At 70.8% G+C, this 24,292-nt stretch carries 25 protein-coding genes; 16 read left to right on the top strand and 9 right to left on the bottom strand.

What is annotated here, in order from left to right:
* Positions 1 to 12: 12 nt before the first annotated feature.
* Together QFZ67_RS13400 and QFZ67_RS13395 are read left to right on the top strand one after the other, a co-directional pair.
* On the top strand, positions 13 to 423 hold the full coding sequence (locus QFZ67_RS13400; RefSeq protein ID WP_307661314.1) for a DUF6113 family protein: 411 nt from the start codon (positions 13 to 15) through the stop codon (positions 421 to 423).
* Between the two features lie 234 nt (positions 424 to 657).
* Positions 658 to 2,904, top strand: a complete 2,247-nt coding sequence (locus QFZ67_RS13395; protein ID WP_307661313.1) for a hypothetical protein — start codon at positions 658 to 660, stop codon at positions 2,902 to 2,904.
* 117 nt (positions 2,905 to 3,021) lie between these two features.
* Here the strand turns inward: QFZ67_RS13395 and QFZ67_RS13390 are convergent, their stop codons facing one another.
* The gene (locus QFZ67_RS13390) at positions 3,022 to 3,321 is read right to left on the bottom strand and encodes a hypothetical protein (protein WP_307661312.1); all 300 of its coding nucleotides are present in this window, start codon (positions 3,319 to 3,321) and stop codon (positions 3,022 to 3,024) included.
* Between the two features lie 179 nt (positions 3,322 to 3,500).
* On the opposite strand from QFZ67_RS13390, the gene recQ reads away from it, so the two are divergent.
* Positions 3,501 to 5,363: a DNA helicase RecQ gene (recQ, locus tag QFZ67_RS13385; RefSeq protein ID WP_307661311.1), complete on the top strand. Its 1,863-nt coding sequence runs from the start codon at positions 3,501 to 3,503 to the stop codon at positions 5,361 to 5,363.
* A gap of 104 nt (positions 5,364 to 5,467) precedes the next feature.
* A complete protein-coding gene (locus QFZ67_RS13380; protein ID WP_307661310.1) occupies positions 5,468 to 5,710 on the top strand; it encodes a hypothetical protein in 243 nt (80 codons plus the stop codon).
* A 669-nt stretch (positions 5,711 to 6,379) separates the two neighbouring features.
* On the opposite strand, the gene QFZ67_RS13375 is transcribed toward QFZ67_RS13380, so the two are convergent.
* Both QFZ67_RS13375 and QFZ67_RS13370 read right to left on the bottom strand, forming a co-directional pair.
* Complete coding sequence (locus QFZ67_RS13375) at positions 6,380 to 7,234, bottom strand: transglutaminase-like domain-containing protein (RefSeq protein ID WP_307661309.1); 855 nt, start codon at positions 7,232 to 7,234, stop codon at positions 6,380 to 6,382.
* A 17-nt stretch (positions 7,235 to 7,251) separates the two neighbouring features.
* Entirely contained in the window at positions 7,252 to 8,250 is a 999-nt protein-coding gene (locus QFZ67_RS13370) for a GNAT family N-acetyltransferase (protein ID WP_307661308.1), read from the bottom strand.
* A 114-nt stretch (positions 8,251 to 8,364) separates the two neighbouring features.
* On the opposite strand from QFZ67_RS13370, the gene fdxA reads away from it, so the two are divergent.
* Both fdxA and QFZ67_RS13360 read left to right on the top strand, forming a co-directional pair.
* Positions 8,365 to 8,685: a ferredoxin gene (gene fdxA / locus QFZ67_RS13365; protein ID WP_018089397.1), complete on the top strand. Its 321-nt coding sequence runs from the start codon at positions 8,365 to 8,367 to the stop codon at positions 8,683 to 8,685.
* Positions 8,686 to 8,788: 103 nt separating this feature from the next.
* A complete protein-coding gene (locus QFZ67_RS13360; protein ID WP_307661307.1) occupies positions 8,789 to 9,883 on the top strand; it encodes a bifunctional succinyldiaminopimelate transaminase/glutamate-prephenate aminotransferase in 1,095 nt (364 codons plus the stop codon).
* 163 nt (positions 9,884 to 10,046) lie between these two features.
* Here the strand turns inward: QFZ67_RS13360 and QFZ67_RS13355 are convergent, their stop codons facing one another.
* The gene (locus QFZ67_RS13355; RefSeq protein WP_307661306.1) at positions 10,047 to 10,511 is read right to left on the bottom strand and encodes an ATP-binding protein; all 465 of its coding nucleotides are present in this window, start codon (positions 10,509 to 10,511) and stop codon (positions 10,047 to 10,049) included.
* Between the two features lie 277 nt (positions 10,512 to 10,788).
* Positions 10,789 to 11,721, bottom strand: a complete 933-nt coding sequence (locus QFZ67_RS13350) for a hypothetical protein (RefSeq protein WP_307661305.1) — start codon at positions 11,719 to 11,721, stop codon at positions 10,789 to 10,791.
* A gap of 39 nt (positions 11,722 to 11,760) precedes the next feature.
* Here QFZ67_RS13350 and dapE point away from each other — a divergent pair, with 39 nt between their 5' ends.
* Positions 11,761 to 12,840 (top strand): succinyl-diaminopimelate desuccinylase, encoded by a 1,080-nt coding sequence (dapE, locus tag QFZ67_RS13345; protein WP_307661304.1) that lies wholly within the window; start codon positions 11,761 to 11,763, stop codon positions 12,838 to 12,840.
* An 80-nt stretch (positions 12,841 to 12,920) separates the two neighbouring features.
* On the top strand, positions 12,921 to 13,670 hold the full coding sequence (locus QFZ67_RS13340; protein ID WP_307661303.1) for a TIGR00730 family Rossman fold protein: 750 nt from the start codon (positions 12,921 to 12,923) through the stop codon (positions 13,668 to 13,670).
* Between the two features lie 75 nt (positions 13,671 to 13,745).
* Here QFZ67_RS13340 and QFZ67_RS13335 read toward each other — a convergent pair whose 3' ends face one another.
* The gene (locus QFZ67_RS13335) at positions 13,746 to 14,885 is read right to left on the bottom strand and encodes an IS30 family transposase (RefSeq protein WP_307665834.1); all 1,140 of its coding nucleotides are present in this window, start codon (positions 14,883 to 14,885) and stop codon (positions 13,746 to 13,748) included.
* A gap of 285 nt (positions 14,886 to 15,170) precedes the next feature.
* Entirely contained in the window at positions 15,171 to 16,031 is an 861-nt protein-coding gene (folP, locus tag QFZ67_RS13330; RefSeq protein ID WP_307661302.1) for a dihydropteroate synthase, read from the bottom strand.
* A 100-nt stretch (positions 16,032 to 16,131) separates the two neighbouring features.
* Here folP and QFZ67_RS13325 point away from each other — a divergent pair, with 100 nt between their 5' ends.
* Positions 16,132 to 16,485 carry a DivIVA domain-containing protein gene (locus QFZ67_RS13325; protein ID WP_307661301.1) on the top strand — a complete coding sequence of 118 codons (354 nt, stop codon included), beginning with the start codon at positions 16,132 to 16,134 and terminating at the stop codon, positions 16,483 to 16,485.
* Positions 16,482 to 17,069: a DNA-3-methyladenine glycosylase I gene (locus QFZ67_RS13320; RefSeq protein WP_307661300.1), complete on the top strand. Its 588-nt coding sequence runs from the start codon at positions 16,482 to 16,484 to the stop codon at positions 17,067 to 17,069. The genes QFZ67_RS13325 and QFZ67_RS13320 overlap by 4 nt, the downstream gene beginning before the upstream one ends.
* Before the next feature lie 18 nt (positions 17,070 to 17,087).
* Here the strand turns inward: QFZ67_RS13320 and QFZ67_RS13315 are convergent, their stop codons facing one another.
* On the bottom strand, positions 17,088 to 17,888 hold the full coding sequence (locus QFZ67_RS13315; RefSeq protein ID WP_307661299.1) for an enoyl-CoA hydratase/isomerase family protein: 801 nt from the start codon (positions 17,886 to 17,888) through the stop codon (positions 17,088 to 17,090).
* A gap of 313 nt (positions 17,889 to 18,201) precedes the next feature.
* On the opposite strand from QFZ67_RS13315, the gene QFZ67_RS13310 reads away from it, so the two are divergent.
* Positions 18,202 to 18,369, top strand: coding sequence for a DUF3117 domain-containing protein (locus QFZ67_RS13310; RefSeq protein ID WP_003966491.1), 168 nt, complete (start codon positions 18,202 to 18,204; stop codon positions 18,367 to 18,369).
* Positions 18,370 to 18,486: 117 nt separating this feature from the next.
* Here the strand turns inward: QFZ67_RS13310 and QFZ67_RS13305 are convergent, their stop codons facing one another.
* Positions 18,487 to 19,188, bottom strand: a complete 702-nt coding sequence (locus QFZ67_RS13305; RefSeq protein WP_307665833.1) for an O-methyltransferase — start codon at positions 19,186 to 19,188, stop codon at positions 18,487 to 18,489.
* 107 nt (positions 19,189 to 19,295) lie between these two features.
* On the opposite strand from QFZ67_RS13305, the gene sigE reads away from it, so the two are divergent.
* The 5 genes from sigE (at position 19,296) to QFZ67_RS13280 (ending at position 24,224) form a co-directional block, all read left to right on the top strand.
* A complete protein-coding gene (gene sigE, locus QFZ67_RS13300) occupies positions 19,296 to 20,063 on the top strand; it encodes an RNA polymerase sigma factor SigE (protein ID WP_307661298.1) in 768 nt (255 codons plus the stop codon).
* Positions 20,060 to 21,016 carry an anti-sigma factor gene (locus QFZ67_RS13295; protein WP_307661297.1) on the top strand — a complete coding sequence of 319 codons (957 nt, stop codon included), beginning with the start codon at positions 20,060 to 20,062 and terminating at the stop codon, positions 21,014 to 21,016. The genes sigE and QFZ67_RS13295 overlap by 4 nt, the downstream gene beginning before the upstream one ends.
* 93 nt (positions 21,017 to 21,109) lie before the next feature.
* The gene (locus QFZ67_RS13290; RefSeq protein WP_307661296.1) at positions 21,110 to 22,828 is read left to right on the top strand and encodes a S1C family serine protease; all 1,719 of its coding nucleotides are present in this window, start codon (positions 21,110 to 21,112) and stop codon (positions 22,826 to 22,828) included.
* Between the two features lie 136 nt (positions 22,829 to 22,964).
* Complete coding sequence (locus QFZ67_RS13285; RefSeq protein WP_307661295.1) at positions 22,965 to 23,411, top strand: sec-independent translocase; 447 nt, start codon at positions 22,965 to 22,967, stop codon at positions 23,409 to 23,411.
* A gap of 120 nt (positions 23,412 to 23,531) precedes the next feature.
* A complete protein-coding gene (locus QFZ67_RS13280; RefSeq protein ID WP_307661294.1) occupies positions 23,532 to 24,224 on the top strand; it encodes a hypothetical protein in 693 nt (230 codons plus the stop codon).
* Positions 24,225 to 24,292: the final 68 nt, after the last annotated feature.

Here is a 24,292-nt window from a genome sequence, read left to right as displayed (position 1 = left end):
AGGAGTTGCGCCATGAGCGGACACGACGTACCCGGCTCCTGGCTCGCCCAGTCGCCGAAGCCCGGGAGGATCGCCGCCTACCTCGGTCTCGCGGTGCTCGGCGCCCTCGTCGGCATCGCGGGCTCACTGGTCCAAGGCGCTTGGTTCCCGGGCGGGTTGGTGCTCGCGCTGCTCGCCGCGGTGGGGCTGTTCTACGGCTCGCTGCGGGCGACCGAGACGCAGCTCGGGGTCGTCGCGCCCGCCGTCGGCTGGCTGGCGGCGGTCGTGGTGCTGAGCATCGGACGTCCCGAGGGCGACGGGGCGTTCTCCGCCGGGATCGGGCCGCTGGTCTACATGCTCGGCGGGATGGCGGTGGCTGTGATGTGCGCCACCATGCCGCGGCCGGCGCAACCGGGCGGCGGGCCCGGCCGACTTGGCAAGTAGGGGCCTGTGGGACCCCCTGGTAGGCAGCAGGTGGGGCGGGCCCTATGGTGGGTCGCCCCTAGGGGTGGGAAGCCACTGAACTGACCATGCCCGTACGGTCGGCGGAATGTCGCTTCCCACAGTCCCGGGGCGTCTGTCTTCGGCGGCCAGTATGGTGGTGCGCGCCGCCGAGCCGCCCGCAGCAGTAGCTATCCAGTAAGAAACGGGCGGCGAAGCCAACCGGGAGAACCTGCTTTGAGTCGTGAAACTGACAGTTCGTCCTCCGGCCCCCAGGGGCGCGGTGGAGCCGCGTACCCCTCGGGAACACCGCCGTACGGATCCCGCCAGTATCCGTCGCTGCATCCCACGCAGGACGCTCCGGACGAGGCCGGCGCGGCTCCCGAGCCGCAGCCGGACGAGCCCAGGACCGAGACCACGCTGACCACCCGCATCCGGATCAACATCCCGGGTTCGCGGCCGATCCCGCCGGTCGTCATGCGTACGCCGATGAGTGAGGCTGACGCCTCCGCGGCTTCGGCGGGCGGCACCCTGGGCGGGTCTTCGGGCGCGTCTTCGGGCGGCCGGGACAGCGAGCGTACGGGCAGCACTCCGCGGCCGGACGTGGCGCAGGACGCCGCGGCGGCGGAGCCGCAGTCCGAGGAGAAGGCGCCGACGAGCGACTGGTTCGCGCCGCGCAAGTCGTCCGGCACGAATTCCGGCACGAATGGGGCGGGTCTGTCGGCTTCGGCCGCGCCGGCCGGTCCTTCCGCACCGGCGCCGGCTTCGGGTCCGGGGGCCGCGAACCGCGGTGGTCCCGGGGCCGGTCACCCGTACTTCTCGGACAGTCCGCAGTCCGGCCCGGCTCAGGGCGGACCGGGTGCGCCCCGCTCCGGCAGCTCGCTGAACGACCTGGCGGCGAACGCCGACAGCGCGGCATCCGGTACGAACGCATTCGCTCCCGGGAACGAAACGCCTCCGCTGGGTGCACGGCCGCCCGCCGGGCCGACGGCGGGCCCGTCGACCGGCAGCATGCCGATCCGCCCGCGTCCGGGCGCCCAGGGCGGTCCGGGTGGTCCCGGTGCGCCTGGGCACGGCCTGGGCGGCCCCGCCGGTCCCGGGCAGGGTCCCGCGGGTCCGGGCCTCGGCGGTCCCGGTGCTCCCGGTGTTCCCGGTGTTCCTGGTCAGGGGCCTGGCTCCGGCGTGCCCCGGATGTCCGACGACACCGCCGTGCTGACCCCGCAGAAGCCCGCCGGCCCGGCGCCCGATCCCACCGCCGGCCATGTCTCCGGTGACACGCTCACCAGCGGCATCCCCGTCGTGCCCCCGGAGCACCGCACGCCTTCGCCCTTCCCGCCGCTCGGCGCTCCGCAGCACGGCCCCGGCACCGGACCGAACCCCCTCTTGCAGTTCCCCGGCCCGCAGGACGAGGGCGACTTCTCCGCACCGGAGTTCCCTGGCGGCCCGGGCGGTGGCCCCGGCGGCCCCGTGGTGCCCGCCCCCCGCCCCGCCGCGGCCAGGCCCGCCCCCGCCCCCGCGCCCCGCTCCGCGCCCGCCAAGAAGGGCCGCTCCAAGCTGGTGCTCGCCGGCGCCGGAGTAGTCGGCCTGCTCGGCGTCGCGTACGGCGCGGGACTGCTGATGAACCACTCCGACGTACCGAAGAGCACCACGGTTCTCGGTATCGACATCGGCGGCGGCACCAAGGAGGACGCGGTCGGCAAGCTCGACGCCGCTCTCGGCAAGCGCGCCGCCAAGCCCCTTCAGCTCACGGTCGGCGGCAAGAAGGAGCAGCTCGCCCCGGACAAGGCCGGACTCTCCCTGGACAGCCAGGAGACCGTCCGGAAGGCCGCGGGCAGCGACTACAACCCCGTCTCGGTGATCGGCTCCCTCTTCGGCGCCGAGCGCGTCTCCGAACCGGTGATCCTGGTCGACGAGGAGAAGCTGGGCGTCGCGCTCACCGACCTCGCGGGCGTCTCGGGATCGGCCACCGAGGGCACGATCAAGTTCGAGCCCGGCAAGGCTGTCGCCATACCGGGCAAGGCGGGCCAGGCACTGGACGTCGGCCGCTCCATGATCTCGGTCAAGGACGCCTACCGCGCCCAGGTCGAGACCGGCAGGCCCAACATCGTCGAACTGCCCGTCGCCACCCGCGAGCCGACCGTCAGCCAGGCCGAGCTCGACCGGGCGATGAAGGAGTTCGCGAAGCCCGCGATGTCCGACCTGGTCACGATCAAGGCGGGCGGCAAGCAGATCCAGTTCGGCCCGGCCAAGTCGCTGCCGAAGATCCTTTCCATGAAGGCGATCGACGGCAGGCTGGTCGAGGTCTACGACAAGAAGGCGATCAACGATCTGCTGGACGGCGTGTTCGAGGGCGTCCTGATCACCAAGGGCGACGGCAAGAAGCACCAGCTCTCCGCGGACGACGTGGCCCAGGCGATGGGGACGGCCCTGCGCGGCAAGACGCCGGCCGAGCGCACCGCCACGATCGAGCTCAACCCGAGCTAGCGGCCGACCGCCGCCGTCGCTGATCAGAGCCCCTGCCCGAGCGGGGGCTCTGCCACATCCCGGGTGGCCTGCCGCCCCGCCCGCACGCTCGCGGTACGGCCGTGCGCCGGGCAGGCGTCAGGCGGCGCCGCTCACGCCGGGGGCTACGAAGCGCCGGTGAAGCGGGAAGAACCGGGGCTCGGGCTCACCGGTGATGCCGGCTTCCACAACCGCGGGGGCGAGCCGCTCCGCGAAGAAGCGCTCGAAGTCGTCTTGTGAGTTCCACACGTCGATCACGAGCAGAGTGCCGGGCTCGAACCAGGCCACATGCAGGACGGCGCCGTCCGGCGCCTGCTCCTCCCAGCGCACTGCCGTGCGCACCGTGTCGTACTGCTCGGGCGTGACACCTGCCCAGCGCAGTGACAGCACAACAGCCATCGGGAACCCTCACTTCTGTTCGGCTCTGCTCGGCGCCCCCTTCGCCAGCAGACCGCCCCGGACCGCAGACCGCATGTCGTCGTACCCCGTTCGTGTCCGACCGTCGCCCGGCTGCTGCGGTTGGCCACGGGTCTGCCCATCGGCCGGACCTCGGCCCGTGATCCTCATAGAATCGCCGGATGACCGCTCCGGACCTCGACACCCCGCCCGAGGCGAGTGACGCGCTGCAGGTGCTGCATCGCGTCTTCGGTTATGGCTCCTTCCGGGGGAGCCAGCAGGAGATCATCGAGCATGTCGTCGCAGGTGGTGACGCGCTCGTGCTCATGCCGACCGGTGGCGGCAAATCGCTCTGTTACCAGATCCCCGCGCTCGTGCGGAAGGGCGTGGGTGTTGTCGTTTCGCCGCTCATCGCGCTCATGCAGGACCAGGTTGACGCGCTGAGGGCGCTCGGGGTGCGGGCGGGGTTTCTCAACTCCACGCAGGATTTCGACGAGCGGCGGCTCGTGGAGTCCGAGTTTCTGGCCGGGGAGCTGGATCTGCTCTATCTCGCGCCGGAGCGGCTGCGCGTCGAGTCGACAGTGCGGTTGCTGGAGCGCGGCACCATCTCGCTGTTCGCCATCGACGAGGCGCACTGCGTGGCCCAGTGGGGGCACGACTTCCGGCCCGACTACCTTGCTCTGTCCGCGCTGCACGAGCGCTGGCCCGATGTGCCGCGGATCGCGCTGACCGCTACCGCCACCGAGGCCACCCATGCCGAGATCGCGTCCCGGCTGAAGCTGCAGGATGCCAGGCACTTCGTGGCCAGCTTCGACCGGCCGAATATTCAGTACCGGATTGTGTCGAAGGACGACCCGAAGCGGCAGCTGCTTGCGCTCCTGCGTGCCGAGCACGGCGGCGATGCGGGGATTGTCTACTGCCTGTCCCGGGCTTCTGTGGAGAAGACCGCCGAGTTCCTGGTGAAGAACGGGATAGAGGCGCTGCCCTATCACGCTGGGCTCGATGCCCGTACGAGAGCCGAGCATCAGGCGCGCTTTCTGCGGGAGGACGGGCTGGTGATGGTGGCGACCATCGCCTTCGGCATGGGGATCGACAAGCCCGATGTGCGCTTCGTCTGCCATCTCGACCTGCCCAAGTCCGTGGAGGGGTACTACCAGGAGACCGGGCGGGCCGGGCGCGACGGGCTGCCGTCCACGGCCTGGCTGGCGTACGGGCTGCAGGACGTTGTGCAGCAGCGGAAGATGATCGAGGGCTCGGAGGGGGACGAAGCACATCGGCGACGGCTCTCCGCGCACGTCGACGCCATGCTCGCGCTGTGCGAGACGGCCGAATGCCGGCGCGTGCAGCTCCTCGCCTACTTCGGGCAGGAGAGCAGCCCGTGCGGCAACTGCGATTCATGCCTGACGCCCCCGGAGTCCTGGGACGGCACCGTCGCCGCCCAGAAGCTCCTGTCGACCGTCGTCCGGCTCAAGCGCGAACGCGGCCAGAAGTTCGGCGCGGGCCAGGTCACGGACATCCTGCTGGGCCGGAAGACGGCCAAGGTCATCCAGTTCGACCACGATGCGCTGAGTGTCTTCGGTATCGGTACGGAGCTGCGCGAGGCTGAATGGCGCGGTGTCGTACGGCAGTTGCTGGCGCAAGGGCTCGTCGCCGTCGAGGGCGACTACGGGACGCTCGTACTCACCGAGACGAGTGGTGAGGTGCTGGGCGGGCGGCGCGCCGTCTCGCTGCGGCGCGAGCCCGAGAAGAAAGCGGCGGCGCGGACCGAGAAGGCGTCCAAGAAGCGAGCCCCTGTCGACCTGCCCGAAGAGGCCATGCCCGTCTTCGAGGCGCTCCGCGCTTGGCGGGCCGCCACCGCGAAAGAGCAGGGCGTGCCCGCGTACGTCGTCTTCCACGACGCGACGCTCCGCGAGATCGCGGTCACCTCTCCATCGACCCTGGCGGAGCTCGGCACGGTGAACGGGGTCGGCGAGAACAAGCTGGCGAAGTACGGGCAGCCGATCCTGGACACTCTCGCTGAGGCGACGAACGACCTGTCCGAGTAGCAGCCCCCTTCCCGGGGGGCATTCCCGTTGGGACCTGCCGGCGGCGTGGATCTTCCACGCCGCCGGTCCCGGACCGTCGCCGGCCGCCGTCCTGGCCACGGCCGATGACGGCGAGGACGGTGAGCCTGCTCCGCAGCGGACTGCTGACTGTCCGGGCGGGCGAGTTCGTCTTCCTCCACCAGACGCTGCTGGAGTACTGCGCTGCCCGCCACGCAAGCCCGCATGCCCGCGCACAGGAGTTGGACCGCCTGCTGGTGAAGCGGTGGTACCGGCACTGGCCGTGGCCCCCCCGTCCCGCACGTCGGCGCGCGGGGATGGGGGCGCCGGTTCTGGGACCCGCCCGGTGAGGAGGAGGCGTCCTACTACAGCTTCCTGCTGGACGACGGGGAGCACGACGCCACCGTGGTGGGCACAGAACTGGAGGTCCTGGCAACCCGGGACGGACTGGACGGGTGCAGGTTCCTGGTCGTCCAGCACCATCTGGGAACCGCGCTGCCGCCGTCCGTCACCTGCGCCGCCGCCGACACCCTCGCAAGGCTGTGCCGCGTCAGCCACACCGAGCGGTGGCTGGCCAAGGTGGCGCAGACACTGGGCACCAAGGACGACCCGGCTACCGATATCGACCGGGTCATGTGGCGTGCGGCGTCCGCGATTGCGGTGGATGACCGCGTGCGGGCGGCCGAAACGCTGCTGCTGCTGGGCGACAGCCGCGGCTCGGACGCCCTGGCCGAACTCGCTCGTGCCCCGTACCTCACCGGCGCCTGCGGGGCCCCGGCCGCCGTCAGACTCACGATTCTCGGCGACGGGCGTGGCGCGGACCTGCTGGCGGCCCTGGCCCGCGACACCGACTTGACGGACAAGCAGCGTCTGAGGGCCGCCGGCTTCCTGGCCAAACTCGGCGACGAACGCGGCGCGGAGCTGCTCATGCGCCTGGCCCGCAACGCCGCCGTGGGCTATCGGCAGCGTGCCGAGGCCGCCGCGTGGCTCGCCGACATCGACCGCCACGCCACCGGGACTCAGTTCAGCATCGCCCGCGCCGCCCGCGCCCGCCCCTTGATCGCGTCCGCCGCGGTCTGGTCCACCGCCGCCACCACATCCGCGTACGCGTCCAGCTCCGCCGCCCCCATCGCGAACTCCCCGCGCTGTACGAGCAGTTGGGCCCGTTCGTAGCGCAGGCGCGCCGGATGGGAGGGCAGCAGCAGGGACAGGTCGACAGCCCACAGAGCGACGTCCGACTGCTCCGGGCGGGTCGCCGCCCAGGCGCGGATGTTGTTCAGGATGCGCACCACCACGTCGAGCGGGTCCGCCGGGGTCAGCATCGACGGGTCGAGCGGCGCGCCCGTGGCGCCCGCGACCAGCAGTTCCGCGTCCGGGCCCGTCAGGAGGCGGCCGCCCGCGAAGGGGTCCACGAGGACCTGCTCGTGGGGGTCGCCGAAGCCGACCACGAAGTGGCCGGGCAGGGCGACTCCGTACACCGGCGCTCCCGCGCGGCGTGCCACCTCGATCCAGACCACCGAGAGGAGGATCGGCAGGCCCCGGCGGCGCCGCAGGACTTCGTGGAGCAAGGAGGACTCAAGGCGCTGGTAGTCGCCGGGTGTACCTCTGAAGTCGCAGCGGCCGCCGAGGAGCTCGGCCAGGGCGGATGCCCACTCGCCGGGGCCGGTCAGACCGAAGGGGAGCAGGCCGGCGAGGCGGTCCAGTTCGATCTGGGCCGCGTCCAGGGCCGCCTCGTCCATGGAGGGGTCCGCCTCCGCGCCTACGAGCAGGCACAGCATCGCGAGGTCGGGCCGCCCGGAGCGGGCCTCCTCGGCGAACAGCCGCCGCCGGTCGGCAGGCCCGTCGGCGGGCGGGTCGGGGGATTCGTCGTGCATACGCGATTCGTACCCGCTTACGCAGATCGGAAGTGGTGGTAGCGGTGGTGGGTCGCAAAACCCATTCCGTCGTACAGCGCACGCGCCCCGTCGTTGTCGGACTCCACTTGCAGCCAGGCCGCCGAAGCGCCCTCCTCGAGCACGCGCCGGGCGAGCGCGGTCATCACCGAGGTCGCGAGGCCCTGGCGCCGGTACGTCGGGTCCACCTCCACCGCCATGAAACCCGCCCAGCGGCCGTCGACCACACACCGCCCGATCGCCGCAGGTGGACCGCCTATGCCTCCGGGTACGGATGCGAACCACACAGAGGGGCCGCTCCCCAATACCTTCAGCACATGTGGCCCGGGCACACCGGACCGCTGGTAGCGCTGTAGCCAGGCCTCGTCGACGGAGCGCGCGAGCCGCACCCGCTCCACATCCACGTCCAGGTCGCCGATCGGGGCCAGCGCCCCGATCCGCACCTCCGCCGAGACCTCGCGGCGCCAGCCGCGCGCCTCGAGCTCCGCGCAGAGCTCCTCCTGCGTGCCCGCCGCCCCGGTCGCGGTCTGCACATACGCGGGCAGGCCCCGGTCCTCGTACCACGTACGCACCCTGGCCAGCGCCTCGTCGAGCGGCATCCCCGGGTCTCCGAGCGGCAGCACCGAGTTGGCCCTCCGGGTGAACCCGGACGACGCCCGCAGCTCCCACTCGCCGAGCCGCTCGCTCTCCACCGGCTGCCAGGCGCGTGCGGTCACCCTCGCGAGCTCCAGGAAATCGGCCGCAGGCCCCCGTCGCCGAGCCGGCGCGGCGGGCACCACCTTGCCCGCGACCAGCGCCGATTCCGGAATGCGGATGCTCTCACCGGTCCGGCGTGTGATCAGCAGCACACCTTCGTTCCAGGATGTGAGAACGCCGACCGTGTCGGTGAACTTCGCGGGCGCCCCGCCGGAGCCGGTCAGGCGCCTGACTGATACACGTTTGCCCACGTCAGCAGGTGTAATGCGGACCTCGAGCCGTCCGCCGCCGGTGAATTCCACAGGTCTGCGAGCCCCTCCTGTTCGGATCGTGGCCAGGAACGGAGATACTAGGGGCGGGCATCGACGACGCCGCGCTCCCGCGCAATGCCAGCCCTACCGAGGAGGAACGACAGCGTGACCTACGTCATCGCGCAGCCTTGTGTCGACGTCAAGGACAAGGCGTGCATCGAGGAGTGCCCCGTCGACTGCATCTACGAGGGCTCCAGGTCCTTGTACATCCACCCGGACGAATGCGTCGACTGTGGTGCTTGTGAGCCGGTCTGCCCGGTTGAGGCGATCTTCTACGAGGACGACACCCCGGAGGAGTGGAAGGACTACTACAAGGCGAACGTCGAGTTCTTCGACGAGCTCGGTTCGCCCGGTGGTGCTTCCAAGCTCGGCCTGATCGAGCGCGACCACCCCTTCATTGCTGCACTGCCGCCGCAGAACCAGTAGTTCCTGCAGTAAACGGCCCGTAGCAGTGCCGCTCCCGGTCCCGTACGGTTCGTCGTCCGTACGGGACCGAGGTCTTTGCCTGACGTACGAGAAAGAGAAGCCAGTGCCCGCAGTCTCTTCGCGCCTTCCCGTCTTCCCCTGGGACAAGCTCGAGCCTTACAAGGCGACGGCGGCGGCCCACCCGGACGGCATCGTGGACCTCTCCGTCGGCACGCCCGTCGACCCCGTCCCCGAGCTGGTCCAGAAGGCCCTCGTCGCGGCAGCCGACTCTCCCGGCTATCCGACGGTGTGGGGGACGGCCGAGCTGCGGAACGCGCTCACCGCATGGGTGGAGCGGCGGCTCGGCGCCGTCGATGTGGCGCACACGAACGTCCTGCCGGTCGTCGGCTCCAAGGAGCTGGTGGCCTGGCTGCCGACCCAGCTCGGTCTCGGCCCGGGCGACAAGGTCGCCTACCCTCGGCTCGCCTACCCGACGTACGAGGTCGGCGCGCGCCTGGCCCGCGCGGAGGCAGTCGTCTACGACGACCCAACGGACCTCGACCCCGCCGGTCTGAAGCTGCTCTGGCTCAACTCGCCCTCCAACCCCACCGGCCGGGTGCTGGCCAAGGACGAGCTGATCCGCATCGTCGCGTGGGCGCGCGAGCACGGCGTGCTGGTCTTCAGCGACGAGTGCTACCTGGAGCTCGGCTGGGAGGCGGAGCCGGTCTCGGTCCTGCACCCGGATGTCTGCGGCGGTACGTACGAAGGCGTCGTCGCCGTCCACTCCCTGTCCAAGCGTTCCAACCTGGCCGGCTACCGCGCCGCGTTCATCGCCGGTGACGAGGCCGTGCTGGGCGAGCTGCTCCAGATCCGCAAGCACGGCGGGATGATGACCCCCGCGCCGGTACAGGCCGCGACCGTCGCGGCGCTCGGCGACGACACGCATGTCACGGAGCAGCGGGCGCGGTACTCCGCCCGGCGCACCGCCCTGCGCACGGCGCTGGAGGGGCACGGTTTCCGGATCGAGCACAGCGAGGCCAGCCTCTATCTGTGGGCGACGCGCGACGAGCCGTGCTGGGACACGGTCGCGCACCTGGCGGAGCTCGGCATTCTGGTGGCGCCCGGCGATTTTTACGGAACGGCCGGGGAGAGTTTCGTACGGGTGGCATTCACCGCGACAGACGAACGCGTCGAGGCCGCGGTCAGGCGCCTGGGCTGACGGCGACAGGGCAGCGCAGAACAACCCAGAGAACCGCGGAGAACCGCGGAGAACCGCAGAGAGGGGCCCCGGGAGTTCGCGCTCCCGGGGCCCCTCAGCCGTATCTCCGCCTGCCTCTGCCGATCTCGGCGTATCTGGGCGGATCTGGGCGTATCTCCGCGGGCTAGAGCGGGGACTTCACCGGCAGCTGCTCGGTGGGCAGACCGCTGCCGACGGGCAGGCCGCCGAGCGACTGGGTCGCGGTGCCGGCAGTCTCGCCGCCGAGCGACTCAGTGGCAGTGCCGGCGGTCTCGCCGACGACGTCGGCGGCGTTGCCCGCGGTGTCACCGGCGGCCTCCTTGGCGGTGCCGGGCGCCGACTTGCCGGTCTTGCCGACGGTCTTGCCCGCGGCCGGGACGGTCTTCTTGACCGCTTCGGCGCCGGTGTCGCCCGCGGTGCCGGTGGCCTTCTGCGCGGCACCGTCGACGGTGTTGCCGAGGCTGTCCGTGTCGAGGGCGGTCAGGCCGCCGTGCGGGCTCTGGGGAAGTTCCACGGCGCTTGCGGAGCCGGCCGCACCGACCACGGGGGCTGCACCCGCCGCGATGAGCAGCGCGGCACGGGCGATCCGACGGGTCAGGGGGAGGGACATGATGCTCCTTGAGACGAGAAGGACGTTGGTTCGTACGCACTGACAACCGCTGGAAGGGCGGGGGAAGTTGCGGTGCACCAAGGTAAAGAGTTGGTAATGCGTCGCATTATCAGCCCTGGATAAAAATGGACAAACATTCCATTGTGCAGGGGTCTGCTGAACCGTCACTTCCCTTTGTGTGCAAGGGGTTTGATGGATCACGAGCAACGCGTGCCAATGGCCATCCGGCTTCTCGTCCGGACGTGACTGAAGCGCCTCCTACGAGGGAGCGCCCGGATTACTGTGCGATGCGAATTCGGACGTCGGCCGCCTCGGAAACCGGCGCGGAACCCGACGCGGCGCCCGTGGAACGCCAGCCCTCGTCGGACTCGCTCGCGCTCCACACCCGGCCCCCGTACGAGATCTCCTCGATGCGCAGCCCTTCCGCTCGCGCCACCGCCCAGTGAGCGAGCTCCCAGCCGCGCTGTGAGGCTCCGCCGCTGTCCGTCCCGACCGTCGACGGCACCGGTACGGCCACCTCCCGCGGTCCTGGCGCTCCCGCCCTGCCCGAGGTCCTCGCCCCCGGCAGCACCTCGGGGCCGAACGCCCGCACCAGCTCCTCGCGCACCTTCGCCGGATCGCCCGGCTCCTCACCCTTGCCCGATTCGCAGGTCAGAGCCCCGGTCGCACGGCCGGTCAGGGCGGCGGCCAGCAGCGTCGCGTCCGGCTCGTGCTTCGCGTACGCCTGCGGGAAACCGCTGCGCTGGACGCGCTGCGCCGCGACGGTCAGCGGCAGCCGCGAGTAGCCCGGGACCTCGGCGAGACGCTCGTAGAACTTCCCGGCGGCGTAGACCGGGTCGAGGATCTGCCGGGTCGTGCCCCAACCCTTGGAGGGACGCTGCTGGAACAGGCCGAGCGAGTCCCGGTCGCCGTGGTTGATGTTGCGCAGCCCCGATTCCTGGAGGGCCGTGGCGAGCGCGATGGTGACCGCGCGCTCCGGCAGGCCGCGGGTGGTGCCGACCGCGGAGATCGTCGCGGCGTTCGCGGCCTGCTCGGTGCTGAGTTCGTACGTGGGGCCCTCGCCCTCGGCCGTACGGACGGTGCAGCGAGGGGCGCCGCCGCCGGTGACGTACTGCACCACGACATAGCTGATGAGAGCCAGCAGCACGGCGACCGCGGCCGCGATACGCAGGAGGCGGCCGCGCCGGACGGGGGAGGCGGTCTCGGACACGCTGCCCACGGTACTGGAGCCCGCGTTAAGGTCGGAGCCATGCCCGACACCGTGCTTGACCTCACTCTTGATGCTCCGGCGCTCACCGCCCGGCTGGTCGACTTCCGGTCGGTCAGCGGCGAGGAGAAACCCCTCGCCGACGCGATCGAGCAGGCGCTGCGCGCCCTGCCGCATCTCACCGTCGACCGGCACGGCAACAACGTCGTGGCCCGTACGAACCTGGGGCGCGCCGAGCGGGTCATCCTGGCCGGGCACATCGACACGGTTCCGATCGCCGACAACGTGCCCTCCCGGCTGGACGAGAACGGCGTGCTGTGGGGCTGCGGCACGAGCGACATGAAGTCGGGCGTCGCGCTCCAGCTGCGCATCGCCGCGACCGTCCCCGAGCCCAACCGCGACCTCACATTCGTCTTCTACGACAACGAAGAGGTCGCCGCACACCTCAACGGTCTGGGACATGTGGCCGAAGCCCATGCCGACTGGCTGAAGGGCGACTTCGCGGTCCTCCTCGAGCCGTCCGACGCCCAGGTCGAGGGCGGCTGCCAGGGCACGCTGCGGGTCTTTCTCCGTACGACGGGGGAGCGGGCACACTCCGCGCGCAGCTGGATGGGGTCCAACGCCATTCACGCCGCGGCGCCGATCCTGGCCAAGCTCGCCGCGTACGAGCCGCGACGGCCGGTGATCGACGGGCTTGAGTACCGGGAGGGGCTCAACGCCGTACGGATCGAGGCCGGAGTGGCCAACAACGTCATCCCCGACGAGTGCACCGTGGTAGTCAACTACCGCTACGCGCCCGACCGCAGCGAGGAGGAGGCCCTGGCGCACGTCCACGAGGTCTTCGCGGACTGCGGGGTGGCGGAGTTTGTGGTGGACGACCACACCGGCGGGGCGCTGCCCGGGCTCTCGCACCCGGCGGCGGCCGCGTTCATGGCGGCGGTCGGCGGCACGGCGCAGCCCAAGTTCGGCTGGACGGACGTCTCACGCTTCAGCGCGCTGGGCGTGCCCGCGGTGAACTACGGGCCCGGTGACGCGCTCTTCGCCCACAAGCGGGACGAGCATGTCGCGGTCGACAAGATCACGCACTGCGAGGGACGTCTCCGGGACTGGCTCACCGTCTGACAACCCCGATTTCACATGTCGTAACGTTCACCGACCTACCCTGACTCAAAGCAACAATGTTCGGCCGGAGGGAGCAGGTCATGGGCAACCCCGAGGGTTTGCGGGCGCTGGAGGAGCAGCGACTGGGACCGGTGCTGCGCCGTAGGGACCAGGTGCAGCCCGGCACCACCGACCAGCGGCTGCTGGACACCGAGGGCGATTCCGAGTGGGTGCACACAGACCCCTGGCGGGTCATGCGCATCCAGTCGGAGTTCGTGGAGGGCTTCGGCGCGCTGGCCGAACTGCCCAGCGCGATCAGCGTCTTCGGCTCCGCCCGCACGGGGCCCGGGACCCCCGAGTACGAAACGGGCGTCCGCATCGGCAAGGCACTGGTCGACGCGGGCTTCGCGGTGATCACAGGGGGCGGCCCGGGCGCGATGGAGGCGGCGAACAAGGGGGCGCGGGAGGCGGAGGGCATCTCGGTCGGCCTGGGCATCGAGCTCCCCTTCGAGCAGGGCCTCAACCCGCATGTCGACATCGGCGTGAACTTCCGCTATTTCTTCGTCCGCAAGACGATGTTCGTGAAGTACGCGCAGGGCTTCGTGGTGCTGCCGGGCGGACTGGGCACGCTGGACGAGCTGTTCGAGGCGCTGACGCTGGTCCAGACCCGGAAGGTCACGCGCTTCCCGATCGTGCTGTTCGGTACGGAGTACTGGAGCGGACTGGTGGACTGGCTCCGGAACACGGTGGTGGCGCAAGGGAAGGCGTCGGAGCACGACCTGCTGCTCTTCCATGTCACCGACGACGTGGAGGAGGCGGTGGCGATGGTGACGAAGGAGACGGGCCACTGACCCCCCGGGGCTCCGCCCCGAACCCCGCGCCTCAAGGCGGTTTCTAGGGATCGTCGCAACACGTGATCGGTTGTGTCAGGCGGCGAGCAGTTTATGCAGGCGCTCGGCTGGGGTTTCCCAGCCGAGCGTTTTGCGTGGGCGGCCGTTGAGTTCGGCGGCGACAGCGGCCAGTTGCTCGCGGGTGTGGACGGACAGGTCGGTTCCCTTGGGGAAGTACTGCCGCAGCAGGCCGTTTGTGTTCTCGTTCGAGCCGCGCTGCCAGGGACTGGCGGGGTCGCAGAAGTAGACCGGGATGTCGGTGGCGACGCTGAAGGCATGGTGGGCGGCCATCTCCGATCCCTGGTCCCAGGTCAGCGAGCGTGTCAGATGCGACGGCAGGGTCTTCACGGTCTCCACCAGCGCGTCGCGCATGTGCGCTGCGCTGCGGCCGTCAGGCAGGTGCACCAGCATCACGTAGCGGGTCGCCCGTTCGACGAGGGTGCCGATCGCTGAGCGGTTGTCCATCCCGATGATCAGGTCCCCTTCCCAGTGGCCGGGCACCGCCCGGTCCTCCGCCTCTGCCGGGCGTTCGCTGATCATGACCATCGGATGCGTGAAGCGCGGCTGACGACAGGCCGCCTGGCGCTGCGGGCGGCGGCGGGCGCGGCCCGAGCGAAGGGCCCGGGCCAGCTCGCGGCGCAGTTCTCCGCGGCCCTGAACGTACAGGGCCTGGTAGATCGTCTCGTGCACCACGTGCATCTCCGGCTGGTCGGGGAAGGTCCGGCGCAGACTCTCGCAGATCTGTTCCGGGCTCCACTTCAGGTCCAGGCCGTCCTGGATGAAGTCCCGCAGTGCGGTGTTCCGACCGATCTTGCCGGGCTTGGGGCGGGGCCGGCGGGCATCCGCGCGGGCCTGGGCGGCGTGTGGGCGGTAGTGCCACTGGCTGCCTCGGCCGGGACTGCGGTTGCGGTGGATCTCCCGGCTGACGGTGGACGGGCTGCGGCCCAGTTCGGCGGCGATCGCCCGGACGGTGGCCTTCTCCCGCAAGCGGTCGGCGATGTGGATGCGCTCGGTCTCGCTCAAGTACCGGGACGGTGCGGCAACGGGCGCCCGCTCGATGTGAGCGGGCGCCCGAAGCCTCTGCGGATCCGTCCGGCCATGACGCCACTCGCGACCGGTCCGCTCATGCACGCCGACAAGCCGGGATGCTTCTTTGTTGCTGTAGCCCTGTTGCATGAGCCGGAAGTATTCCGCCCGCTCACCACGGAGCTTCCTGGGCCCCTGCGGCTTGCGATCCCCACGGATCTCGAAGTCCATCGCATCCCCTGAGCTGAGGCGTTGCGACGACCGCTAGAACCCAAGCAATCTCCGGCGGGGCTTGAGTTTCGGCCGGACGGGCGGAAACTCAAGCCCGTCCGGCGTTTGAGGACAACGCCCGAAGGGCGTACGGGGTCTGGGGCGGAGCCCCGGTTCGGGAAGGGGCGGGGTGGGGGCTGTATCCGAACCCGCATCGCCCTGCCGCTACGCCAACCCCCGCCGCGCCACCGCCGGTCCCCGGTGCCCCGCGATCGTCGACACCATGTCCAGCACCTGCTTCGTCTCCGCCACCTCGTGCACGCGATACACCTGCGCCCCCAGCCATGCCGACACCGCCGTCGTCGCCAGCGTCCCGATCACGCGTTCCTTCACCGGCTTGTCGAGTGTCTCGCCGACGAAGTCCTTGTTCGACAGTGAGACCAGCACCGGCCAGCCCGTCGCCGTCAGCTCCCCGAGGCGACGCGTCGCCTCCAGCGAATGGCGCGTGTTCTTCCCGAAGTCATGACCCGGGTCGATCATGATCCCGTCCCGCCGGACCCCCAGCTCCACCGCTCGTTCCGCCAGCGAGAGCGTCACCCGCAAAATGTCCGCCACCACGTCGTCGTACGCGATCCGGTGCGGCCGTGTCCTCGGCTCCGTGCCGCCCGCGTGCGTGCACACCAGGCCCGTGCCGTACCGCGCGGCGACCTCCGCCAGCTTCGGGTCCACCCCGCCCCACGCGTCATTGAGCAGATCCGCGCCCGCCTCGCAGACCGCCTCGCCCACGTCGTGCCGCCAGGTGTCGACGCTGATCACCACGTCCGGGTGGCGCCTGCGCACCTCCGCCACGAAGCCGACCGTCCGACGTGCCTCCTCCTCGGCCGTCACTTCCTCCCCGGGACCGGCCTTCACCCCACCGATGTCGATGATGGCAGCACCCTCTGACACCGCCTGCTCGACGCGGGCGAGGGCCGGCTCGTCGTGGAAGGTCGCGCCCTGGTCGTAGAAGGAGTCAGGCGTACGGTTGACGATCGCCATGATCACCGGCTCGTGCGCGTCGAATTCGCGCCGTCCCAGCCGCAGCATCCGCTGTTTCCTCCTCAGGTCGTTCGCCTGCGACCCTAACTGTCAGAGTCCCGTGGCACGATCAGCACCGGACAGTTTCCGCTTGGGGAGAGGCTCGCTCGTGTTCTTGTTCTTGCTGATCGCGATGGTCGTGGTCGTCGCCGCGGTCACCCTCGCCGTGGTCGGCGGCGGCGACAGCGCGGCCCTGCCCGAGGTGGCGCCCGAGCAGCTGGTCGACCCGCTGCCGGCCACCCGCCCGGTCGGCCGTGCGGACGTCGAGGCACTGCGGCTGCCGGTCGCGCCCCGCGGCTACCGGATGGCTGACGTGGACGATGTGCTCGGCCGCCTCGGCGCCGAGCTCGCCGAGCGGGACGCGCGCATCGCCGAACTGGAGTCGGCGCTGGCCGGCGCGCAGGCCACGGCTGTGGGCAGGGGCGACCTGTTCACCAAGCCCGGCGAGGAGCCCGAGCGGTGACCGGCGGCGTCGCACCCGGCCCTGACGGGAAGCTGCGCTGCCCCTGGGGCCTGTCCACGGACGACTACGTCACGTACCACGACGAGGAGTGGGGCCGCCCCGTCCACGGCGACGACGCGCTCTTCGAACGTCTCTGCCTGGAGGCCTTCCAGTCGGGCCTGTCCTGGATCACCATTCTGCGCCGGCGCGAGGGCTTCCGCCTCGCCTTCGACGGCTTCAAGATCGCTTCCGTCGCGGAGTTCACCGACGCCGACGAGGAGCGCCTCCTCGCCGACGCCGGGATCATCCGCAACCGAGCCAAGATCGAGGCGACCCTCGCCAACGCGCGCGTGCTCGCCGGCTGGTCCCCCGGCGAGCTGGACACGCTGATCTGGTCGTACGCCCCCGACCCGGCGGTGCGGCCCGCTCCACGCACGATCGCCGACGTCCCGGCCGTGACGGACGAGTCCACCGCGCTGGCCAAGGCCCTCAAGAAGCGCGGGCTGCGCTTCATCGGACCGACGACGGCGTACGCGCTCATGCAGGCGTGCGGCCTTGTCGACGACCACCTGAGCGGCTGCGTCGCCCGCCTGGCCCCCTCCTAGCCCGCTTCCAGCCCGCTGCTAGCGGCCGAGGTACTTCGGCTTCTCCTTGGCGATGAAGGCCTGGACCGCGATCGCATGGTCCTCGGACGAGCCCGCCCTCGCCTGCAGCTCGTCCTCCTTGCCGAGCGTCTCGCTGAGCGTGTGACCGGCGCCGTAGGCCAGGGACTCCTTGATCGCCGCGTACGCCACGGTCGGTCCTTCGGCCAGCGCCCGGGCCACCGCTGCGGCCTCTGCGGCCAGGTCTTCGGCGGGGACCAGCTTGTTCGCGATGCCCAGCTCGTGCGCCTCCTGCGCGGAGAACGAGCGCGGGAAGAGCAGCAGATCCGCGGCCCGGCTCTGGCCGATCAGCCGGGGCAGCGTCCACGACACCCCGGAGTCGGCGCTCAGCGCGACGCCCGCGAAGGAGGTCGTGAACTTTGCGGTGTCCGCGACGACCCGGTAGTCCGCGGCGAGCGCGAAGCCGAGGCCCGCGCCCGCGGCCACGCCGTTGACCCCGGCCACGACCGGCTTCGGCATCTCGGTCAGGGCCCGCACGATGGGGTTGTAGTGCTCGCGCACGGTGTTCATCGTGTTGCCGGTGCCCGACTCGCGGTCGGCCGCGAGGAACCCGATGTGCTCCTTGAGGTCCTGGCCCACGCAGAAGGCGCGCCCGGACGCGGTGAGCAGTACCGCCCGTACGGAAGGGTCGGCGGCGGCTGCCAGGGCCGAGTCCCTCAGAGCGACTTTGGCCTCGGTGTTCATCGCGTTCATGGCCTCGGGCCGGTTGATCGTGATCGTTGCGAGTCCGTCGCTCACCTCGTACAGCACGGAGTCGGCCATGGCAGGGTCCCCTTTGCGGCTCTGACGTTGGTGTTCAGGCGTGTTCAGGGCCCAGCATGGCGGAGATCGCCGGGGGCGAACATGTGACCTGCGTCAAACAATCTTCGGGTCCGGCCCGGTGCGCGGTGGCGAAGTATCGCAGGCGGATCGCCGAATTGAGTGGTTTTGAGAGAGCGCGTTGCGCAAGCGATGCCGACCGATGTTGGTCATCGGGTCCCGCCATGCGGGATAATGACCTGGAAGCAATGTGTTCGATGCCGGTGACACCTGGGTTGTCGGCTGCGATGAGCTGGTTTCAGGAAGGGGAACGAGCATGGCGGCCATGAAGCCGCGGACGGGCGACGGCCCGCTCGAGGTGACCAAGGAGGGGCGGGGCATCGTCATGCGCGTTCCGCTCGAAGGCGGCGGTCGGCTTGTGGTCGAGCTGACTCCGGACGAAGCCGATGCCCTCGGCGACGCTCTGAAGAAGGTCGTCGGCTGACGCGGAAGCGCCCACACTTTTCACTGCCCCGGCACTTCGGTGCCGGGGCAGTGCTGTGCTCCGGATCGGATGCGTAACGAGAGTGCAGCGGCCGCCTCGGCCGGGGCGGATACGGGCTCAGCCGCGGCGGACCGCGCAGAGCAGGCCGTCGCCCACCGGCAGCAGCGACGGCAGCAGCTCCTGGCTCTCCCGGACCGCGCGCAGCAGCTCCCGCAGACGCAGCACCTCCGCCGGCTGGGCCGCCGAGTCGACCGTGCGGCCGTCCGCGAATACGCCCTCGAAGCAGACAAGACCGCCAGGTCGCAGCAGGCGCAACGATTCAGCGAGATAGTCCAGCGACTCCGTCCGGTCGCCGTCGCAGAAGACGAGGTCGTAACCGCCGTCCGCCAGCCGCGGAAGTACGTCGAGCGCGCGGCCGGGGATGAAACGCGCCCGGTTCCCGGCGAAGCCCGCCGCGCGGAACGCCTCCTTGGCGAACTGCTGCCGGTCCGGCTCCGGGTCCACCGTGGTCAGTACGCCGTCGGGCCGCATCCCGTGCAGCAGATAGATCCCGGAGACACCGGTCCCCGTACCGATTTCGGCCACCGCTTTCGCGTCGGCGGTGGCAGCCAGCAGTCGCAGCGCGGCGCCGGTGCCTGGCGACACCGAGGGGAGCCCTGACTCCCGGGCCCGGTCACGGGCCCAGCGCAGCGCGTCGTCCTCGGCGACAAAGGCGTCGGCGAACGCCCAGCTCGTCTGCCGGTTGGCGGTAATGACCCTCTCCTGTCCCCGTAGTGGCGCGAGGCTGACTGTATCCGCTGCGCCCGGGAACCCGCGGATGGGACCAGGCGTTATGGAGGGACAGGGGGAAGCGCATGGATCAGGACCAGAAGCAGGACCCAAATTCGCGTAAAGATTCTTATCCGGAGCTAACGGGCGAGGTGGCTATGGTAGGGGCTCCGCTGGACACCACCAGAGCCGACAGGGGAGGTGCGGCTGCACCTGCGGATCGGAGAGGAGTGCTGAGGCGCTTCCTCAGGTCGGCGGGTGAGCCGAGATCCGTGACCGACATTGCTGACCGTTCTCGCTCCACTGACTCCGCAGCTACCGCGACCTTCGCATCGGATGCGGAATCGCAGGCGTGGACGCCTCCCACCTGGGAGGAAATCGTCAGCACGCACAGCGGCCGGGTCTACCGCCTCGCCTACCGGCTGACGGGCAACCAGCACGACGCCGAGGACCTCACCCAGGAGGTCTTCGTGAGGGTCTTCCGCTCGTTGTCGACGTACACGCCGGGCACCTTCGAGGGCTGGCTGCACCGCATCACAACCAACCTCTTCCTGGACATGGTCCGCCGCAAGCAGCGGATCCGCTTCGACGCGCTCGCCGACGACGCCGCCGAGCGGCTGCCCAGCCGCGAGCCGTCCCCGCAGCAGGTCTTCAACGACACCCACTTCGACGCCGATGTGCAGCAGGCGCTGGACACCCTCGCACCGGAGTTCCGCGCCGCCGTGGTGCTCTGTGACATCGAGGGGCTTTCGTACGAGGAGATCGCCGCGACCCTGGGCGTCAAGCTCGGCACGGTCCGCAGCCGGATCCACCGCGGCCGGTCCCATCTGCGCAAGGCTCTGCAGCACCGCTCCCCCGAGGCACGTGCCGAGCAGCGCTCGCTGGCGGGTGTGGTCGGCCTGGCAGGGGAGGTCGGACCGGCGTGAGTGGCTCAAGCCCCACCCCTGCGGAGCAGCATCTGGGGGACCGGCTCGCCGCGCTTGTCGACGGCGAGCTCAAACACGACGTCCGGGACCGGGTACTGGCGCATCTGGCGACCTGTCCCAAATGCAAGGCCGAGGCCGACGCCCAGCGCCGCCTGAAGAACGTCTTCGCCCACACCGCGCCGCCGCCGCCCTCCGAAGGACTGCTCGCGCGGCTCCAGGGGCTGCCCGCAGGGCCCGGAGGTGACGACGGCGGCCGGGGTGGACCTTTCGACGGGGGGCGGCTCGGTGGCGACGGGGTGTTCGGAGCGCTGAGCCCCTCGTCGGGACGGGGCCGGGACTCCGGCGACTCCCGTACGCAGACGTTCGGATACGTTCCCGCGGGCGCCCACACGACCGCACTTCCCGGCAGTTCCGGCAGCGGCTTCCGAATCCATGACGTGGGGCGTACGGAAGCGGAGCGCTCGCCCTGGCGCGGGCGGAGGTTCGCGTTCGCGGCGGCCAGCGCTGTGTCGTTCGCGGCGATCGCCCTCGGTGGGGCACTGCCGCTCGACGCCTCGGTCCAGGCCGGCCCCAGGGGCGAGGGCGCGGGTCGCAACGTCACTCCGCTGCGGGCCGCGACCCCGACCGCGGGCGCCACCGGCGTGAACACCGGGGCGGGCAACCTCAGGAGCACCGAGACCGAGCGCCGCCGCACCGGGGGCAACGGCCTGGTCAGGTCGGACAACCGCCCCGTCATCACCGGGGCGCCCAGCCTGCTGGCCCCGGCGCCGCTGAACCACCCGTTCTCGGCCCCGATGCTGACCGACGCCTCCTACTCCCCGCCGCTGATACGTCCGACGGGCTCGGCATTCCAGCTCGCCACCGCCCCCGGGCTCACCCCGAGCGCCACACCTGTCCCCACGCATCTCGCTGCCCCGACCCAGTCCGCTCTGCCCCTGTCGTCCCGGCGCTGAGCAGGACACTGCGCGGAGATTCGCAAACCTGGTTGAATCTTCTGAGGGGTGCCCCGTGGGGGTGCGCAGTGGCCGGCAGTTTGCGGGGAGAGCATGGACGACGGGAAGCCCACCGGACCGAAGGCGAAGTGGTGGAGCCGGCCCAGCGCGGGACGTGCGACCCAGCCCGAGCCGGAGGGGCAGGCGACGGTGTCGGTGTCGGAGGGCGTGCCGGTTCCGGTTCCGGTACCTGAGGACGCCGCGGTGGCCGCGGACACCGAGGTGACGGCCGAGCTGCCGCCCACGCCGGCGCCGGGCAGGCCGCAGCCGCTGCACGAGCCCGACGAGTACAGCACCCCGCCATACGGCGGACCAGGGCCGTGGGCGCCCGCACCTCCCGTACAGCGGCCGATGCCGACTCCGGCGCAGGGCACTCCCGTACCGCCGCAGTACTCCACGACGCCGAACGGCACCGCGCCGGGCACCGGCGGCGGGTACGCCCCGCCGCCCCAGCCTCAAGCGCCCCAGCCCCAAGAGTCCCAGCCCCAAGCGTCCCAGCCCCAAGCACTGCGGCCTCAAGCGCCCCAGCCCCAAGCGGTGCAGCGGCACGCCCACCAGCCTCACCCCCCGCTGCCGCAGCCCCCGACCTCCCATTGGCTGCAGTACGACCCCTGGAGCGCGCCAGGTCAGTCGCTGACCCACCCCGGTGAGCCCACCAGGAAGAAGCGCGGCCGCGGATCGCTGCTGGTCGGGGCGGTCCTGCTGGCGCTCGTCGCAGGCGTCATCGGCGGCGGCATCGGCGCGTACGTCGAACGCAACGGCGGCATCACCCAGGTCGAACTCCCGCAGGCATCCAAGGACAACGGCAACCGCCCGCCCGACAGCGTCGCGGGCATCGCCGCAAGTGCGCTGCCGAGCGTCGTCACGCTCCATGTCAGCGGCGGCGGCGAACAGGGCACCGGCACCGGCTTCGTGCTCGACCAGCGGGGCCACATCCTGACCAACAACCATGTCGTCGACCCGGCGGGCTCGGCCGGCGACATCTCCGTCACCTTCAGCGGCGGCGAGACCGCCAAGGCGACGCTCGTCGGCAAGGACAGCGGCTACGACCTCGCCGTCGTCAAGGTGTCCGGCGTCTCGGGCCTCAAGCCGTTGCCCCTGGGGAACTCCGACAGCGTCCAGGTCGGCGACCCGGTTGTCGCCATCGGCGCACCCTTCGACCTCCAGAACACCGTGACCTCCGGCATCATCAGCGCCAAGGAGCGCCCCATCACCGCGGGCGGCGAGAAGGGCGACGGCAGCGATGTCAGCTATGTCGACGCGCTGCAGACCGACGCCCCGATAAACCCCGGCAATTCGGGCGGTCCGCTGGTGGACACCAAGGCCCGGGTCATCGGCATCAACAGCGCGATCCGCGCGGCGGACTCCGGTGCGGGCCCCGAGGGCGGCCAGGCCGGCTCCATCGGACTCGGCTTCGCGATCCCCATCAACCAGGGCAAGCGCGTCGCCGAAGAGCTGATCAACACCGGCAAGGCCACCCACCCGGTGATCGGTGTCAGCCTGGACATGAAATACACCGGCGACGGCGCGCGTGTCGGCGAGAAGGGCAAGGACGGCAGCCCTTCCGTCACTTCGGGCGGCCCTGGCGCCAAGGCGGGGATCAAGCCGGGCGACATCATCACCAAGGTCGACGGCCAGCGGGTGCACAGCGGCGAGGAGCTGATCGTCAAGATCCGCTCGCACCGCCCGGGCGACCGGCTGGAGCTCACCCTGGTCCGCGGCGGCAGTGAACGGACGATGACGCTCACGCTCGGCTCCGCGGACGGCACATGACCGACAGCGGAACGCCGACGATGCCGGTCCCGGCACCGGCCGTCGGAAGGTACCGTGCGGACAGTTCCGGCGGGTACCGTGGATCGGGCCGACCCCATCCGACCTGCGGGCCGCAGAGAACACGAGGAGCAGCAGGGTGTTCAATGACATAGGCGCACTGGAGCTGGTGGCGCTCGTGGTGCTCGCCGTGCTCATCTTCGGCCCGGACAAGCTGCCGAAAGTCATCCAGGACGCCAGCCGCTTCATCCGGAAGATCCGCGAGTTCTCCGAGAGCGCGAAGCACGACATCCGCAGCGAACTGGGCCCGGAGTTCAAGGACTTCGATTTCGAGGACCTCAACCCCAAGACGTTCATCCGCAAGCAGCTGAACGAGAACGAGGATCTGAAGGAGCTCAAGGACCTCCGCAGCAGCTTCGACCTCAAGAAGGAGATCAACGAGGTCGCCGACGCGGTCAACGGCAAGGAATCCGACACGTCGGTCCCCGCCGCCGTCAACGGCTCGCCCGGCACCCCCGACCTGCTCAAGAAGCGCGAAAAGCCCGTTCAGGACGAGCGCCCGCCCTTCGACGCAGACGCCACCTGAGCACCTCAATCCCTGCGAGCCGGGACAGGGTGGCTATTCTCTCCATCTGTCCGGTAGCGAGGACGCCCGAGGGGGGCGGGTCCGCTCCGGGCCTCGGACACAGAGGAGGCGGCCGGGTAGATGGAGACGACAAGTCGGCTAGAAGCGCAAGACACGGTCGGCGATCCCGATGCGCCCGACGGGGAGCCCCCGCTCGCGGCGGCACCTGCCGGGACAGCGGCACAGCGCGCGGTCGACGACTATCGGCGTGCGTCCTTCCCCTGGTATGGGCTGGACGAGGCATTCACCGGCCCGCGCTGGCTGATGCAGGTCGGCACCGCGGCGGACGGCACGGTCCAGCACGGTGCGGTGGGCCACGGCGACGAGCCGTCGATACGGCCGGAGGCCGCCGGCGCCGAGAGAGAGCGTTTCGCCGCGGTCATCACCGTGGTGGCCAGCCCGGTGCGGCACAGCGGCGACGGCACGGGCGTACTGGACGCCACCACGGTCTCCTCCGCGGCCTGGCTGGCCGGCTCGGGGCTGCTGGCCTACACCTGGCCCGCCCAGCTCGACCACTCGCTGCGCGACGACTGGCTGGACCAGCAGACCGAGACCGCGTTCGAGCTGGCCGACGAGCTGGCCGGACCCGCTTGGTCGATGCTCTCGCTGCCGGTCGACGGTGTGCCGACGACCTTCCACTACCGCGAGTCGGAATTCGGCTGGGTGCTGGCTGGCTCGACCCGGGCCGGGGTGCACATCGGCGCGTACGGGCGTGGGATGAGCGCGTACGGGCTGGGCTTCTCGGCGGTCCAGGATCTCGGCGCGTACGTCTAGTGCGGTGACCGCGATGGCTGCCGGGGCCGTCCGGCAGCCGGTTCGTCCTCAATCGCCGGACGGGCTTG

Origin of the sequence: Streptomyces sp. V1I1, from assembly GCF_030817355.1 — a bacterium.
Lineage (GTDB): Bacteria > Actinomycetota > Actinomycetes > Streptomycetales > Streptomycetaceae > Streptomyces.
Note: the sequence above shows the minus strand (reverse complement) of the source record. Positions and strands in the feature narration are given on the sequence as shown.